Here is a 16,471-nt window from a genome sequence, read left to right on the forward strand (position 1 = left end):
TTTTTTTATAATTGTAATTTTTACCTTACTAGTTGTCAATAATAATTTTCAATTGGAAATCAAATAATTATTTCATGCTTAGTCTATCTAAATATCCTTGAAGTATATATGTAGCAGCAATCTTATCTACTATTTTCTTCCTCTTACATCTTGATAAATCTGCCTCTAACATCGCTTTATGTGCAGCTACTGTAGTTAGTCTCTCATCCCACATCTCAATCTTTAACCCAGTAGCTTCTTTTATAATTTCCGAAAGCTCTAATACTCTTTCACCAGCTTCTCCTATAGTATTGTTCATATTTTTTGGTAATCCTATAACTATAGTTTCAACAGAATATTCTCTACATATTTTTTTAATTTCTTCTATGTCTTGTTCTTTTTTACTTCTTCTTATAGTAGTTATCCCTTGGGCAGTCCAGCCTAAAGGATCACTTATTGCTACTCCTATTGTTTTAGACCCAACATCTAAACCAAGTATTCTCATAATTGTCTCCTTAAATATTAAAGAGTGCCCGATTTTAACGGGCACTCTTTATTTTATTTCTAAATAAGATTTTATAACTTCCTCAAGAATTTCATCTCTTTCAAGTTTTCTTAGTAAAGCTCTTGCTCCGTTGTAGCTTGTAATGTAAGAAGGGTCCCCTGAAATAAGATATCCTACTAATTGGTTTATAGGATTATAACCTTTCTCCTGTAACGCATTGTAAACATCTGTTAATATTGATTTTGTTAAATCCTCTTTATTGATGTTTAAGTTAAATTGCATTGTTTGATCTAAGTTATTATTCATACAACCGCTGCTAATGCAGCTCACCCCCTTACTAATATTTAGTTTAATAGTATCCCTAATGATATTATTTCATTTTTTTAGAATTCTATTCACAGGTTTTACTTAATTAATTATATTATAAACTATATAATTATAAAAGTACACTATTTTACTAAAGATTATTTCACTAAAGATTCTACTACTGAGTATGTTTTTTCTATAGCAGATTTGATATTTTCAGGATTTTTACCACCAGCTTGAGCCATATCCGGTCTTCCGCCGCCGCCGCCGCCAACTACTGCTGCCACTTCCTTAATTATTTTTCCACAATGAATTCCCATTTCTATTACATCCTTTGTAGCCATAGATATTACATTAACTTTTCCACCTACATTACTTAATAAAACAACTACTCCAGTTGAAAGTTTACTTCTCATTTTATCACCTAGATCTCTTAGTGCATTTCCGTCTATGCCTTCAAGTCCATATGCTACAACTCTTACTCCTTTTATATCCTTAACTGACGCTAAAATATCATCCTCAATTCCTGATGTTAATTTACTCTTAAGTTCTGATATTTCTTTTTCTTTTTCTTTAATTTCAGCACCTTGTGAAGCTATCTTCTTTAATACGTCTTTTTCAGTACATTTCAATGCATTGCATGCTTCTTTTAAAAGTCTTTGCTTTTCTTCCATGTATTTTATTGCGTTTAACCCTGTTACAGCTTCTATTCTTCTTATTCCTGCTGCAACACCTGTCTCTGATACTATTTTAAATAATCCAATTTCTCCTGAATTATTAACATGAGTACCTCCACAAAGCTCCTTTGAGAACTCTCCAACACTTACAACTCTAACTTTATCACCATATTTATCATCAAATAAAGCCATTGCTCCTGACTCTTTTGCTTCATCTAAAGTCATAAGATTTGTATCAACTTCAAATACTTCCATTATTTTTTTATTAACTAACTCTTCAATACTTTGTATTTCATCCTCTGTTAATCCTTGGAAGTGAGCAAAGTCAAATCTTAATCTTTCATCATCAACATAAGAACCTGCTTGATTTACATGCTTTCCTACAATTTGCTTTAAAGCTTCATGCAGCATATGTGTAGCTGTATGATTTTTTGCAATGCTGGTTCTTCTTAAAATATCCACCCTAAGATTTGCTTCATCATTTACTTTTATTGTTCCATCTAAAACTTTAACATAATGAATAGTTTTTCCACCAACATTTTTCTTTGTATCATAAATATAAGCTTCACCTAAAGCTGTTTTTATAGTTCCTTTATCTCCTACTTGACCACCCATTTCCGCATAGAAAGGTGTTTTTTCAGTAACTATATATCCCTTTTGTCCTTTTGACAATTCTTCAACAAAACTATTATCATCTGCTAAAACTAATATATTGGATTTTACTTCAAGATTGTTATATCCCATAAATTCAGTATTTACAGATGCATCTATTTTATTAATCGGACTTTCATCACTTCCCATATATGATGATTCTCCTCTTGCATTTCTTGCCCTTTGTCTTTGTTCATCCATTTCTTTTCTAAAAGCTTCATGATCAACCTTCATGCCTTTTTCTTCTAAAATTTCTTCTGTTAACTCTATTGGAAAACCATAAGTATCGTATAGTTTGAATGCTTTTTCCCCTTTTAATGTTTTTTCCTTAGAAGCTTTCATTTCTTCTATATAGTCATTTAAAATATTCATTCCTGAGTCTATAGTTTCATTAAATCTTTCTTCCTCTAATAAAACTATTTTTTCTATATATTCTTTATTTTCTATAAGCATAGGATAAGCACTACCATAGTTTTCAACTACTGATTCAACTATTTCAGTTAAGAATAAATCTTTTATTCCAAGTAATCTTCCATGTCTTGCTGCTCTTCTAAGTAATCTTCTTAAAACATATCCTCTACCTTCATTACTTGGTTGTACTCCATCGCAAATAAGCATAGTTACTGACTTAACATGATCTGTAATTATTCTTAAAGAAATATCCTTTATTTTATCAACTCCATATTTTACCCCTGATAAATCTGATACCTTATGAAGTATATTCTTAACTGTATCTATTTCAAAAATATTATTAACACCTTGCATTATAGTTGCTATTCTTTCAAGTCCCATGCCTGTATCAATATTAGGATTTGCTAATTTATTATAATTTCCTTCTTCATCTTTATCAAATTGTGTAAACACAAGGTTCCAAAACTCAACTACTCTATCTTCATCACTTGCTTTTACAAAATCATCCACGTTTGTAATAACGCCTTCGCCTCTATCATAATGAATTTCTGTACATGGTCCACATGGCCCCACACCTATTTCCCAGAAGTTATCATCTTTTCCAAGTCTAAATATCCTTTTTGGATCTACATCAGTTTTATCACACCAAATATCAAAAGCTTCATCATCTTCTAAGTATATTGTCACGTATAACTTATCTTTTGGAATTTGAAGAGTTTCTGTTATAAACTCCCAAGCCCAAGGAATTATTTCTTCTTTAAAATAATCTCCAAATGAGAAATTCCCAAGCATTTCAAAGAAAGTACCATGTCTTGATGTTTTACCTACATTTTCTATATCTCCTGTTCTTATACATTTTTGACAAGTAGTTATTCTTTTTCTTGGCGGTTCTTGTAACCCTGTAAAATATGGCTTAAGCGGTGCCATACCAGCATTTATTAATAATAGTGATTTATCATTTTTAGGTACTAGAGGAAAGCTCTCTAACCTTAAGTGATTCTTTGATTCAAAAAAGCTTAAATAAGCTTCTCTAAGTTCATTTGTTCCCATGAATTTCATATATATTGCCTCCAAACTTTACTTTATATTCTTATATAATAAAAAAAGTTTCCATCCCTATAAAAAAGGGACGAAAACATAAATTCCGCGGTACCACCCTAATTATGTATTTAACAATACATCACTTAGATAATATAGCTCCAAGATAGCTTCAATATATAGTGTAAGAAGTTTTCAGCAAACACTCCCTCTCTGAATACACAATCTATATTTACTCATTCTCTTCAATGCCAAATATTAAATTTTCTAATATTTCAATGAAATTATAGTTTATTTATTAAATTATGTCAATTATTTTATTTAGAATAAATAATCATTAATATCTTCATATATAACTTTAACTATTACTCCTATCGGTACTGCAATCACCATTCCTATAAGACCACCCAACTTTTCTCCTACTAATAATAAGATTATGATTATAATAGGATGCATATTAGTACTATCTCCAGTTATTTTGGGCGATAGAATATTTCCTTCTATTTGCTGAATCAAAAACACAGCAATTATTGTATATAACGCCTTATTAGGTGAATCCATAAGAGCTATAAATATAGCAGGTACCCCTCCTATTATTGGCCCAAAATAAGGTACGATATTTAATATTCCATTAAATATACCTAGTATTAAGGCAAATTTTACATCTAAAATAAGAAGTACTATAAAAGTTAAAATCCCTATAATTAAAGACAATAATAATTGACTTATTATATATCTGGATAACACCTTATCTAAGTTATTAAGAACTTTTTTAGCTATTATTCTTTTTTCTGTTGGTAATATTAGTAAAAGCTTATTATAAATTAAATCTCCATCTACTAGAAAATAATATGTAACTATAGGTATAATTGCTAGCGAAACTAAGCTTTCAAAACAAAGAAATAAATTTTCTAAAAAATTATCAGAAATTTTAGCAAAGAACATATTTGCTTCTTCACTTATTTGCTCATATATTCCTTGAAAAAAAGATAAATCATTCAAATTCATTTTTTTTGCAATATTTTTTATGTAAATGTCTATATTATCTAATATTGATCCAAAATTATAACTTTCTCTTAATATTGATGGGATTATTATATAAGACAATAATATAAAGCTAAAAACAATCACGATTATTATAGAAATAGATGCAACTCTTTTATTTAATTTAAATTTTTCACTTAAACCATCTCTAAAAGGTTTTAAAGTATACGCAAATATAAATCCAATAAAAATTATATTTACTATACTATTTAGTGTTTTTATTTTTATGTATAAAGCCAAAATTATTAAAGCTACTATTATTATTAAAATAGGATTAATTATTTTTTTGTATTTTTTATAAACTAACATGTTTTTTCTTACGAGGTAAACTTTGTAACCTTACCTCATCACTTCCATAATATAAAATAAAATCTTCCCCTAAAAGGCATTGTTTTAAAAGTAATATTTCTTTTCCTTTTATCATTCTATCAAATATACCAGAACTCATAACTAATCCCTTTATTGATAAATCCCTTTTTTCTATAATTAAATCTTCTAAAATCCCTCTCATAACATTATTTTTATCTTTTATATCCATATCTTTTATAGATTTAAATGATAATCCAGCTTTCTTACTTAATTCTTTTACAATAATAACCTCTTCTAAAGAAATAATATCTTTAGTCTTAACGAAATTTTTTTTACTGAATAGTAGATAGTTAGAGATAAAAAAGCCTTCAATAGTTCCTTGGTGAAAATTAATGTAAATATCATCTACTATCCCTAAATACTTCCCCCTTATGTCATATACTTTTAATAAATAGAAATCCTTAGTTTTTAGCATAACTTTTCCCCTTTCTATCCATATTACCTATATTATCCCCAAAAGGTAAAAAAAATTCTCATACAAAAATATGAGAATTTTAAAATTATATAATTTTTTCTATTATTCCTCCACCAACAACAACATTTCCATCATAAAATACAACAGATTGCCCTTTGGTAATAGCCCTTTGTTTATCTTTAAATGACACTTTAACTTTTCCATTTTCAAGGGGGTAAATTATTGCTTCAGAAGGTTTTGCCGAATACCTTACCTTAGCTGTAACAGACATTGCTTCCTTCAAATTTTCAAAAGGAATAAAGTTAATATCCTTTGCTACTAAATCAGTTTTAAATATATCCTCTTCCGGTCCAAGAACTACTTCATTAGTATTAGGAATAATATCAGTAACAAAAACCGGTCTCCCTAAAGCTATACCTAATCCTTTTCTTTGACCTATTGTGTAATATACTATTCCTTTATGCTTTCCTAGTATATTCCCATTTTTATCAATAAAGTTTCCTGTATTTACTTCATTAGGCTTAACTAAAGAAATATATTTACCATGATTATTATCTGGGATAAAACATATTTCCTCACTATCCTTTTTATTATGAACTGCAAGACCAATTTCTTTAGCTATTTCTCTTATCTTATCTTTAGTATAATCTCCACAAGGCATTAAGGTTTGACTTAATTGCTCCTGTGTAAAATTATATAAAGCATAGGTTTGGTCTTTTTTATCATCATCTGCTTTTATTAAAAGATATCTTCCATCTTCATTTTTCTCTATTTTAGCATAATGACCTGTAGCTACATAATCTGCTCCAATTCCCTTTGATCTTCTTAAAAATTCATCAAATTTTATATGCTTATTACATGCAATACATGGATTTGGAGTTTTTCCTTCCATATATTCCTGTACAAAATAATCTATTACTTTTTCTTTAAATGACTCCTTAAAGTTAAGAACATAAAATGGTATTTCTAACTTATCAGCAACTCTTCTTGCATCTTCTACTGATGAAAGAGAGCAACACCCGCCTTCTCTTTCCATATAGCTTTCATCTTCATCATCAAAATGTTTCATAGTTACGCCTATTACTTCGTAACCTTGTTTTTTTAAAAGGTATGCAGCAACGGAGCTATCAACTCCACCACTCATACCTACTACTACTTTTTTCTTCATATTAATTCCTACTCATCGCCATGAACATGATCATGTATATCATCATGTTCTTCGAAGTCCCAAAGCTCTAAACCTGTATTTTTTCTATAATCATTAATTGCTTTGTGAATAGCTTCTTCAGCTAAAACAGAACAGTGCATTTTTACAGGTGGAAGGCCATCTAAAGCTTCTGCAACTGCTTTATTTGATAACTCCCAAGCTTCTTCTACAGTTTTTCCTTTTATTAATTCTGTTGCCATTGATGATGAAGCAATAGCAGATCCACATCCAAAAGTCTTGAATTTTACATCTTTAACTATATTATCTTCAATTTTTAAATAAACCTTCATTATATCTCCGCATTTGGCGTTTCCAACTTCTCCTACCCCATTTGCATCTTCTATTTCCCCTACATTTCTTGGATTTCTAAAATGATCCATAACCTTATCGCTGTACATCATAATATTTTTCTCCCTTCTTTAAAAAGTCTTCCCATAATGGAGACATATTTCTAAGTCTTTCTATAATAGGTGGAACAACTTCTAGTACATAATCTACATCTTCATCAGTTGAACCATCACCTAATGTCAATCTTAAAGATCCGTGTGCTAATTCATGAGGTAACCCTATTGCTAATAATACATGTGATGGATCAAGAGATCCAGAAGTACATGCACTACCACTTGAAGCACATACACCCTCAAAATCTAAAGATAAAAGTATAGACTCACCTTCTATAAATTCAAATGTTATATTAGAATTTCCTGGTAATCTTCTTTCACCTCTAGGACCATTCAATCTTGTATGAGGTACTTTTAATAGTCCTTCAATCAATCTATCTCTAAGCATAATAAGTTTCTTGCTGTGTTCTTCTAAATTATCTGTTGCAAGTTCTATAGCTTTTCCAAGTCCAACTATTGATGCTGTATTTTCAGTACCTGCTCTTCTAGCTCTTTCTTGCCCACCGCCATGAATTAGATTATCTATTCTCACGCCTTTTCTTATGTAAAGTGCTCCAATTCCTTTAGGTCCATATATTTTATGTCCTGCTAAAGATAATAGGTCTATATTCATTTCCTTCACATCTACTGTAACATTTCCAATTGCTTGAACTGCATCTGTATGAAATATAACTTTTCTTTCTCTACAAATTTCACCTATTTCCTTAATTGGTTGAATAGTCCCTATTTCATTATTTGCAAACATAATAGAAACTAATATAGTTTTATCAGTTATAGAATTTTTTAATTCTTCTAAATCAATAAATCCTTCTTTATCAACATTTAAATAAGTTACTTCAAAACCATTTTTTTCTAAATATTCACAAGTATGAAGTACTGCATGGTGCTCTATTTTAGTAGTTATAATGTGATTACCTTTTTTTCTGTGAGCTGATGCTATCCCCTTAATAGCCCAGTTATCAGCTTCAGATCCACCACCTGTAAAATAAACTTCACTTTGATCACAATTTAAAGCTTTAGCAACTCTACTTCTAGCTTTATCAATAGCCATTTTAGTTTCTCTAGAAATTCCATAAAAGGATGATGGATTTCCATATCTTTCTGTAAAGAATGGTATCATTTCTTCTAAAACTTCAGGTTTAACATAAGTTGTTGCTGCATAATCCATATATACATTTCTCATATCTATTTACTCCTTTTAACAATCTTAATAGATTGGTTTTCATCCTTCATTCTTACATAGTCATCAACTATATCTTGAAGTGTTATACTCTTCATTACTTCATCAATGCTATTTTTTATTTTTTCCCATAACAATCTAGTAGCACAAAAATCAATGTTATCGCAATCAGTTCCTTCAATACATTCTGCTATTTCAACAGGTCCTTCAAGCACATTCATTACATCTGCCACTGTTATATCCTCTGGAGCTCTATTTAATACATATCCTCCTTGAGCACCTCTTATACTTTTGATAAGATTTGCTTTCCTGAGTGGTGAAAATAGTTGCTCTAAATAATATTCAGATATATTTTGTCTTTGGGAGATTGTTTTTATTGAAACAGGGGTATCTCCATAATGCATCGCAAGGTCTACCATAGCCTTAACCCCGTATCTACCTTTAGTAGAAAGCTTCATAATACTTCCCCCTTTTAATGTTGACTATTTTACTAGTATTTACTTTATATATCTTACCAAAACACTCTGGTATTGTCAATAATATCACTTTTACTCCTCTATTATTTTACTTCTTTCCAATATCTATTTATACTTTCTTCATACTTGTTTTTTTGCGTAAAATAGTATTTAGTATTTTTCAAGTTTTCAGGCATATATTGTTGATTTACATAATTATTTTCATAGTCATGAGGATATTTATAACCAAAAGCTCCTAAGCTTTCTGCTCCTGAATAATGAGTATCTTTAAGGTGATCAGGTATATCTCCCATATTTTTATTTTCTAAATCACTCATAGCACTAGCTATTGCTAAATATGCACTATTTGATTTTGGAAGTGTTGCTAAATATATAACCATTTCTGATAATATAATTTGTGCTTCTGGAAGTCCTACTTTTAATGCTAATTCTATCCCTGAATTTATTACAGTTAATGCATTAGGATGTGCAAGACCTATATCTTCAGCTGCTATTACAGAAATTCTTCTTATTATTGCAGTTAAATTTCCGGATTTAATAAGTCTTGCCAAATAATGAATAGCAGCATCAGCATCACTACCTCTTATACTTTTTTGTAGTGCACTTAGCAAATTATAATATTCATCTCCATTTGCATCAGCCCTCATATGGGATTGATTTAAACTTTCTATATACTCTATAGAAAGTTCTTTTACTTTTTTAAGTTGTGAATTTATAGCAAGTTCTAGTATATTATAGGCTTTTCTATAATCTCCTTGAGAAATTTCACTGATATATTTTATAGCTTCTAATGAATATTCTACTTCTACTCCTTCATTTATTATTCTTTTTATTGCTATTTCTAACCCTTCTGCTATTTCTTTTATGCTAAGAGCTTCAAATTGAAATATGTTACACCTACTTAATATAGCTTTATGAATTGCAAAGTATGGATTTTCCGTAGTACTTGCTATTAATGTAACTCTTCCATTTTCAATAAACTCTAAAAGTGCTTGTTGTTGTTTTTTACTAAAATGTTGCAATTCATCAATGTATATTACCACTCCATTATAATTAAGTAAGCTATCTAAACTTTCAGTTATTTGTTGTATATCCTTCACCGATGCTGTAGTTGCATTTAACTTATAAAACTTTTTATCAACATAATTAGCCATTATATTAGCTAAAGTTGTTTTCCCTGTTCCTGGAGGTCCATACAGTATGCAATTGGGAATCATTTTATTTATAATTAGATTATATAAAGGTTTCCCCTTAGATAGTATCTTCTTTTGACCTATAAAATCCTCTAGCTTTTGTGGTCTCATTACTTCTGCTAATGGTTTCATTTATTTCACCTTTTCTTAAATTTATTTTAGTTCTTAGTTAAATCCTGAATTTAATTCTTTAGCCTTTTCTAAGTTTTCATATTCTGTAAATCCCTCTATATAATACTCTCCATTTTTTTCTTTAACCACTACCTCAACTGGAACATCTTCTCCTATAGCTTCATCACTTGATTCTTCATCTCCATGTGTTTCAAGTGCCTTAGCTTCCATATTAAGAACCATATACACTTTATACTTTTCATTTTCTTTATTTATGTTTTTAATTGAACTTTCATATTTCTCAAGATTTAATTCACCTATATATAGTGAATAAAACTCTACATAATTACATATATAAAAATTATCTTCACTTATATGTTTTTTCATATTATCATCATATCCATTTTTATAAGATAAAACTAAATCAATTGTTTCTTTTATCTCTTTTTCACTTTCTTTGCTTACCTCCTTTGAACATCCAATCATAAATATCTGTGCAAAAACTAATATCAAAACTGCTAAAATTATTTTTTTCATAAAATTCCTCCAAACATCACATCATCCTTGTAATCTCTTAATAATTCTCTCTATAAATAATATCATATTTTTATAAAATGTATGATTAATATAAAAATAAAAAATAGAGAATACCTATCATATTCTCTATTTTTTATTTGAAATATTATTTTTTCTTAGTTTCTTTTTTAACTTCCTTTGGTTTTACTCCTTCATAAGCATTTATATACATTTGCTTAATTTCACTCATTAATGGATATCTAGGATTAGCTCCTGTACATTGATCATCAAATGCTTGCTCAACCATTTCATCTATTGTAGCATAGAAGCTTTCCTTTAACACGCCTGCGTCTGAAATTGATTTTGGCATTCCAACCTTATTCTTTAAATCATCTATAGCTTTTGTTAATAATTCAACTTTTTCAGCTTCTGTATTTCCACCTAATTGTAGATAATCTGCTATTCTAGCATATCTCCATGCTGCATTAGGATACTTGTATTGGGCAAATGCTGCTTGTTTAGTTGGAGCATCCGCTGCATTAAATTTAATTGATTCATTTATTAGTAATGCATTAGCCATACCATGTGGTAAGTGATGGAACGCACCTAACTTATGAGCCATTGAGTGACAAATTCCAAGGAAAGCATTGGCAAAAGCTAATCCTGCTATTGAAGCCGCATGCGCCATTTTTTCTCTTGCTTTTACATTTGTACTTCCTTCATTATAAGCAACTGGTAAATACTTAAATACTAATCTTATTGCTTCTAAAGCTAATCCATTAGTATATTCTGAGGCTAATACTGAAACATATGCTTCAATTGCATGAACTAAAACATCAATACCTGAAGCTGCTGTTAATCCTCTTGGCATACTCATCATAAGCTCTGCATCAACTATTGCCATATCTGGAGTTAATTCATAATCTGCAAGTGGATATTTAACACCTGTTTTTTCATCAGTTATAACAGCAAATGGTGTAACTTCTGATCCAGTACCTGCTGATGTTGGAATAGCAACCATCATTGCTTTTTCACCCATAGTAGGGAATTTGTAAACCCTCTTTCTTATATCCATAAATCTCATTGCTAAATCTTCAAATCTAACTTCTGGATGTTCATACATTACCCACATAATCTTAGCTGCATCCATAGGTGAGCCTCCACCTAAAGAAATTATAACATCTGGATTAAATGCAAGCATTGCTTCTGCACCTTTTTTAGCTGCTGATAAAGTAGGATCTGGTTCAACCTCTGAAAATATTCTAAAGTCTATTCCGTATCTTTCTAAAACATCTGTTATTCTAGCTGTGTATCCAAGTTCAGCTAACATTTTATCTGTAACTATAAATACTTTCTTTTTACCCATTTCATGCAGTTCTTGCAACGCAATTGGTAAACATCCATATTTAAAATAAGTTTTTTCTGGAACTCTAAACCAAAGCATATTTTCTCTCCTTTCAGCAACACTTTTTACATTTATTAAATGCTTAGGTCCTACATTTTCTGAAACTGAGTTTCCACCCCAAGATCCACAACCTAGTGTTAATGAAGGTGCTAGTCTAAAGTTAAATATATCTCCTATAGCTCCTTGTGAAGCAGGCATATTTATTAATGTTCTTGCAGTTTTCATTGCCGCCCCAAATCTAGCAATTCTTTCTGTTGACTTTATTTGATCCGTATAGAATACTGACGTATGTCCCATACCTCCTAATTCTATTAATCGGCATGCCTTTGTTAAAGCTTCATCAAATGTTTTTACTCTATACATAGCTAGTACTGGTGATAATTTTTCATGTGAAAATGGTTCTTCTAATTCTACTGATTCAACTTCTCCAACTAAAACTTTTGCATCTTCTGGAACCTTTACTCCAGCCATTTCAGCTATTTTGTATGCTGGCTGCCCAACCATATTAGCATTTAAGCCACCCTTTTCATTTAATATTATCTTTCTTACTTTATCTATTTCTTCACCCTTTAAGATGTATGCTCCTCTTGCAGATAATTCTTTTCTAACTTCATCATAAATTTCATCCATTACTAAGATACTTTGCTCTGATGCACAAATAACTCCATTATCAAAGGTTTTTGAAAGAAGTATTGAGTTTACAGCCATCTTTATGTGTGCAGTTTCATCTATAATAGCTGGAGTATTTCCTGCTCCAACTCCTAAAGCTGGTCTTCCTGATGAATAAGCTGACTTAACCATTGCAGGACCACCTGTAGCTAAGATAATATCTGATTCTCTCATAACATTTTGTGATAATTCAACTGATGGCTCATCTATCCAAGCTATTATCCCTTCTGGTGCTCCAGCCTTAACAGCTGCATTTAATACTATTCTTGCTGCCTCAATTGTAGCTTTTTTAGCTCTTGGATGTGGTGATATAATTATTGCATTTCTTGTTTTTAACGCTATTAATGTTTTAAATATTGCTGTTGATGTTGGATTAGTAGTCGGAACTATAGCTGCTACAACACCTATCGGCTCTGCAATTTTAGTTATTCCAAAAGTATGATCTTCTTCTATAACTCCACATGTTTTCATGTCCTTGTATTGATTATATATATATTCAGCAGCAAAGTGATTTTTTATTACTTTATCTTCTACTATTCCCATTCCACTTTCTTCAACTGCCATTCTTGCTAATTTAATTCTGTTATCATTTGCTGCCATAGCTGCTTGTCTGAAAATCTCATCTACCTGCTCTTGTGTATAGGTAGCAAATATTTTTTGCGCTTCTCTTAATTCTTTAATTCTTTGAGTTAATTCTTGTGCATTTGTTACAGCCATTTTTTATTCCTCCTAATATTTATAAGATAAATTTTCTTTTTCACATTTTTAATTTACTTTAATTTTGATTACAAATTTATTTTATTGCATTGTTTATTTTTTGTCAATGTTTTTTGTTAAAAAATTATCAAATTTATTTTTTTAACCATTAAATCTAATTTTTAATAAAAATTGTATCATTAATTAGCGTTTTTCTATATTAATACAATTTATCCATATAATTTAATTTAATTACATTGTTATATATATAACAATGTAATTCCTTCAAAACCTTTTTTATATTAAAGTATTTATTTTTTTATTTTAATTCTAAAATTCACTAACTAAAGTATATATTTTTACTATTACTTTTCCTAAAAATCAATTTAAATATTCATACTTAAATTAACAAAAAAATAAAAGGTTATAAATTAAAATTACAACCTTTTATTTTTTTATTATGATAATAATGTTCTATCACTTAAATCGTCATTTATATTAGCCTCTTTGAACAACTCCATTAACTTTGAAGAGGTTAGCTTTTCTTTCTCCTTATCTTTAACATCTATTAATATTTCTCCTCTATGCATCATAATTAATCTATTCCCACTTTTTATTGCTTGTTTTAAATTATGAGTTACCATTAAAGTAGTTATTCCCGTTTCTTTTACCAACTTCTCAGTTATTTTCATTATCATTAAAGAGGTTTTTGGATCTAACGCTGCAGTATGTTCATCTAAAAGTAACAGCTTTGGTCCTGATAAGATAGCCATTAAAAGTGTTAAAGCTTGTCTTTGTCCTCCTGATAATAAATTCACTTTATTATATAGTTTATCTTCTAGACCTAAATCTAATTCTTTAAGAATACTTTTATAATATTCAATTCGCTTTTTATTTATTCCAAAAGATAATCCATAAGTTTTTCCTTTATTATCTGCTAATGATAAGTTTTCTAATATTGTCATATTTGGTGCTACACCAAGAGATGGATCTTGAAAAACTCTTCCAATTTGCTTTGATCTCTTATATTCATCTTTACTCGAAACATCTTCTTTATCTAATAATATAACGCCTTCATCACACTCTATATTTCCTGATATTATATTTAATAGCGTTGATTTACCTGCTCCATTCGATCCTATTATACTTATAAAATCTCCCTTCTTAACATCTAAAGAAAATTTTGAAAAAACTTTATTTTCATTTATTGTATTTTCATTGAAAACTTTGTAAAGCTCCTGAATCCTTAGCATCTAAATCACCACCTTTTCTATCTGAAATCTCTTCTATCGAATAGCTTCTATTCTTCTTTTTTAACTTTATAACTTTAGAATTTAAGCTTAAAGCTATAATAACTATTATTGCAGTCATAAGCTTTAAATAATTAGGATTCAACCCAAAGTTTAATACAAGAGCAATAGCTAATTTATATATTACAGAACCTAAAATAGATAAAGTTGTTGCTTTTATAAAATTAATTTTTTTAAATATCGAACTTCCTATTATAACAGCAGCTAATCCCATAACTACTATTCCAGTCCCCATGCTCACTTCTGCAAAACCTTGATATTGAGCAGTTAGTGCTCCTGATAATGCCACAAGTCCATTACTTATCATAAGTCCAAGGGTTTTTATAGAATTTTTATTTACTCCAAGTGAAGTCACTACTTGTTCGTTATCGCCTACCGCAACTAGTAAACTTCCTAATTTTGTTTTTAGAAACAGATCAAATACCACCTTTATTATTAAAAGAATAATGGTAATTATAAATATCTTAGATATGTCATTACTAAAAACACTCTTAGTATTAAATAATGGTATATTGGATTTCCCCATTATCATAAGATTTATAGAGTATAATCCTATCATAACTAATATTCCAGACATTAAATTAGTAATTTTTAATTTTACATTTAAAAGGGCTGTTATAAATCCAGCCATTGCTCCACCTATAGTTGCTATTAAAACAGCTATCCAAGGGTTGAAGTCTTTAACCAAAAGTGCCGCACAAATAGCTGCACCCAAAGGATAAGTTCCATCTACAGAAAGATCTGGGAAATCTAATATTTTATAAGTTATATAAACACCAATAGCAACTATTCCAAATAAAAAACCTTGTTCTAGTACATTTAAAGCTAAGTTCACTAATTAACCCCTCCAGTAACCTTATTAGATTTTTCATCTAAATCACTCGGTATTTCTATATTTAATTTTGTTGCTACATCGGTATTTATTGTTATATTCATATCACTTAAAGTTGTTATTTCAATTTCATTTGGTTTTTTACCTTCCAATATTTCAACTGCCTTATAAGCTGTTTCTTTACCAAGCTTAAAATAATCTATCCCGATTGAACACAGTCCACCCTTTGATACAACCGCTTCCTCCGCACCTAAAATAGGAATATTATTTTTAATAGCTATTTGTCCAACTAAATCATAAGCTGAAGCTACAGTATTATCAGTTGGAGTGTACAATGCATCTATATCTTTTATTGCTGATGTCAAATTTTGATTTATTTCATTAACATTTGTTATACCAATTTCTTTAACTTTCAAATTTACCTTTTCAGCTTCTTTCTTTAATGCTTCTACTTGAACCTCTGAATTTGCTTCTGATGTATTATAGATAACTCCTATAGTTTTCACATCAGGTTTAAGCTTAAGTAGTAATTCTAATTGCTTGTCTACAGGTACCATATCAGACACTCCTGTCAAATTAGTTCCTGAACTCCTCCAATCTTTAGCTATCTCTGCTGCAATTGGATCTGTGACAGCAGTAAATACAGTTGGAATGTCTTTAGTTGCATTATAAACCGCTTGAGCTGCTGGTGTAGCTATTGCTAAAATCAAATCTTTTTTATCTGCTACAAACTTTTGAGCTATTGTTTGAGAGGTAGCAGTATCTCCTTGTGCATTTTGATAATCTATTGATATATTTTTATTATCTTCATATCCCTTTTCTTTAAGCCCTTCTATAAATCCTTCTCTTGCAGAATCTAATGCGGGGTGTTGCACTAATTGATTAACTCCTATTCTTATCTTTGTTTCCTCATTTACTGAAGCTGAATCTTTTGTTTTTTCACAACCTAATAAATTGCTTACTGTAAGTAAGCTAATCAAAATTAATGATATTTTCTTTTTCCCTACCATTTTATCTATCCTCCTAATTTTTATAAAATCTCGATTCCTACAATTCTACCTTTTAATTTTCCATTTTCTA

At 29.6% G+C, this 16,471-nt stretch carries 15 protein-coding genes and 1 other annotated feature; all 15 genes read right to left on the reverse strand.

Going from position 1 to position 16,471, the window contains the following annotated elements; genetic code table 11:
• Positions 1-67: 67 nt before the first annotated feature.
• Positions 68-484: a Holliday junction resolvase RuvX gene (ruvX, locus tag A500_RS04810; protein WP_016206459.1), complete on the reverse strand. Its 417-nt coding sequence runs from the start codon at positions 482-484 to the stop codon at positions 68-70.
• A 48-nt stretch (positions 485-532) separates the two neighbouring features.
• A complete protein-coding gene (locus A500_RS04815) occupies positions 533-790 on the reverse strand; it encodes an IreB family regulatory phosphoprotein (protein WP_008678270.1) in 258 nt (85 codons plus the stop codon).
• 158 nt (positions 791-948) lie between these two features.
• Positions 949-3,588 carry an alanine--tRNA ligase gene (gene alaS, locus A500_RS04820; RefSeq protein WP_016206460.1) on the reverse strand — a complete coding sequence of 880 codons (2,640 nt, stop codon included), beginning with the start codon at positions 3,586-3,588 and terminating at the stop codon, positions 949-951.
• A gap of 63 nt (positions 3,589-3,651) precedes the next feature.
• Positions 3,652-3,825 (reverse strand) — a binding site (T-box leader).
• A gap of 63 nt (positions 3,826-3,888) precedes the next feature.
• On the reverse strand, positions 3,889-4,920 hold the full coding sequence (locus A500_RS04825; RefSeq protein WP_016206461.1) for an AI-2E family transporter: 1,032 nt from the start codon (positions 4,918-4,920) through the stop codon (positions 3,889-3,891).
• Positions 4,907-5,395: a PRC-barrel domain-containing protein gene (locus A500_RS04830; protein ID WP_016206462.1), complete on the reverse strand. Its 489-nt coding sequence runs from the start codon at positions 5,393-5,395 to the stop codon at positions 4,907-4,909. The genes A500_RS04825 and A500_RS04830 overlap by 14 nt, the downstream gene beginning before the upstream one ends.
• Positions 5,396-5,480: 85 nt before the next feature.
• Positions 5,481-6,563, reverse strand: coding sequence for a tRNA 2-thiouridine(34) synthase MnmA (mnmA, locus tag A500_RS04835; RefSeq protein ID WP_016206463.1), 1,083 nt, complete (start codon positions 6,561-6,563; stop codon positions 5,481-5,483).
• Positions 6,564-6,571: 8 nt separating this feature from the next.
• Positions 6,572-7,003 (reverse strand): Fe-S cluster assembly scaffold protein NifU, encoded by a 432-nt coding sequence (gene nifU / locus A500_RS04840; protein WP_040436539.1) that lies wholly within the window; start codon positions 7,001-7,003, stop codon positions 6,572-6,574.
• Positions 6,987-8,186, reverse strand: a complete 1,200-nt coding sequence (gene nifS, locus A500_RS04845) for a cysteine desulfurase NifS (RefSeq protein WP_016206465.1) — start codon at positions 8,184-8,186, stop codon at positions 6,987-6,989. Before nifS ends, nifU begins: the two co-directional genes overlap by 17 nt.
• A gap of 2 nt (positions 8,187-8,188) precedes the next feature.
• Positions 8,189-8,641 (reverse strand): RrF2 family transcriptional regulator, encoded by a 453-nt coding sequence (locus A500_RS04850; protein ID WP_016206466.1) that lies wholly within the window; start codon positions 8,639-8,641, stop codon positions 8,189-8,191.
• 101 nt (positions 8,642-8,742) lie between these two features.
• Positions 8,743-9,984, reverse strand: coding sequence for a replication-associated recombination protein A (locus A500_RS04855; protein ID WP_016206467.1), 1,242 nt, complete (start codon positions 9,982-9,984; stop codon positions 8,743-8,745).
• 33 nt (positions 9,985-10,017) lie between these two features.
• Complete coding sequence (locus A500_RS04860; protein WP_016206468.1) at positions 10,018-10,500, reverse strand: hypothetical protein; 483 nt, start codon at positions 10,498-10,500, stop codon at positions 10,018-10,020.
• A gap of 145 nt (positions 10,501-10,645) precedes the next feature.
• The gene (gene adhE / locus A500_RS04865) at positions 10,646-13,270 is read right to left on the reverse strand and encodes a bifunctional acetaldehyde-CoA/alcohol dehydrogenase (protein WP_016206469.1); all 2,625 of its coding nucleotides are present in this window, start codon (positions 13,268-13,270) and stop codon (positions 10,646-10,648) included.
• A gap of 437 nt (positions 13,271-13,707) precedes the next feature.
• Complete coding sequence (locus A500_RS04870; RefSeq protein WP_016206470.1) at positions 13,708-14,502, reverse strand: ABC transporter ATP-binding protein; 795 nt, start codon at positions 14,500-14,502, stop codon at positions 13,708-13,710.
• Positions 14,465-15,394, reverse strand: coding sequence for an ABC transporter permease (locus tag A500_RS04875; RefSeq protein ID WP_016206471.1), 930 nt, complete (start codon positions 15,392-15,394; stop codon positions 14,465-14,467). The genes A500_RS04870 and A500_RS04875 overlap by 38 nt, the downstream gene beginning before the upstream one ends.
• Positions 15,394-16,401 carry an ABC transporter substrate-binding protein gene (locus A500_RS04880; protein WP_016206472.1) on the reverse strand — a complete coding sequence of 336 codons (1,008 nt, stop codon included), beginning with the start codon at positions 16,399-16,401 and terminating at the stop codon, positions 15,394-15,396. Before A500_RS04880 ends, A500_RS04875 begins: the two co-directional genes overlap by 1 nt.
• Between the last annotated feature and the right edge of the window lie 70 nt (positions 16,402-16,471).

The sequence above is a fragment of the Clostridium sartagoforme AAU1 genome (assembly GCF_000401215.1).
Taxonomy (GTDB): domain Bacteria; phylum Bacillota; class Clostridia; order Clostridiales; family Clostridiaceae; genus Clostridium; species Clostridium sartagoforme.

Coding starts and splice junctions, on each gene's coding strand:
- A500_RS04860 (WP_016206468.1), bottom strand. CDS start 10,500: ATGAAAAAAATAATTTTAGCAGTTTTGATATTAGTTTTTGCACAGATA.
- alaS (WP_016206460.1), bottom strand. CDS start 3,588: ATGAAATTCATGGGAACAAATGAACTTAGAGAAGCTTATTTAAGCTTT.
- A500_RS04825 (WP_016206461.1), bottom strand. CDS start 4,920: ATGTTAGTTTATAAAAAATACAAAAAAATAATTAATCCTATTTTAATA.
- ruvX (WP_016206459.1), bottom strand. CDS start 484: ATGAGAATACTTGGTTTAGATGTTGGGTCTAAAACAATAGGAGTAGCA.
- mnmA (WP_016206463.1), bottom strand. CDS start 6,563: ATGAAGAAAAAAGTAGTAGTAGGTATGAGTGGTGGAGTTGATAGCTCC.
- nifS (WP_016206465.1), bottom strand. CDS start 8,186: ATGAGAAATGTATATATGGATTATGCAGCAACAACTTATGTTAAACCT.
- A500_RS04830 (WP_016206462.1), bottom strand. CDS start 5,395: ATGCTAAAAACTAAGGATTTCTATTTATTAAAAGTATATGACATAAGG.
- A500_RS04870 (WP_016206470.1), bottom strand. CDS start 14,502: ATGCTAAGGATTCAGGAGCTTTACAAAGTTTTCAATGAAAATACAATA.
- nifU (WP_040436539.1), bottom strand. CDS start 7,003: ATGATGTACAGCGATAAGGTTATGGATCATTTTAGAAATCCAAGAAAT.
- adhE (WP_016206469.1), bottom strand. CDS start 13,270: ATGGCTGTAACAAATGCACAAGAATTAACTCAAAGAATTAAAGAATTA.
- A500_RS04850 (WP_016206466.1), bottom strand. CDS start 8,641: ATGAAGCTTTCTACTAAAGGTAGATACGGGGTTAAGGCTATGGTAGAC.
- A500_RS04880 (WP_016206472.1), bottom strand. CDS start 16,401: ATGGTAGGGAAAAAGAAAATATCATTAATTTTGATTAGCTTACTTACA.
- A500_RS04855 (WP_016206467.1), bottom strand. CDS start 9,984: ATGAAACCATTAGCAGAAGTAATGAGACCACAAAAGCTAGAGGATTTT.
- A500_RS04815 (WP_008678270.1), bottom strand. CDS start 790: ATGAATAATAACTTAGATCAAACAATGCAATTTAACTTAAACATCAAT.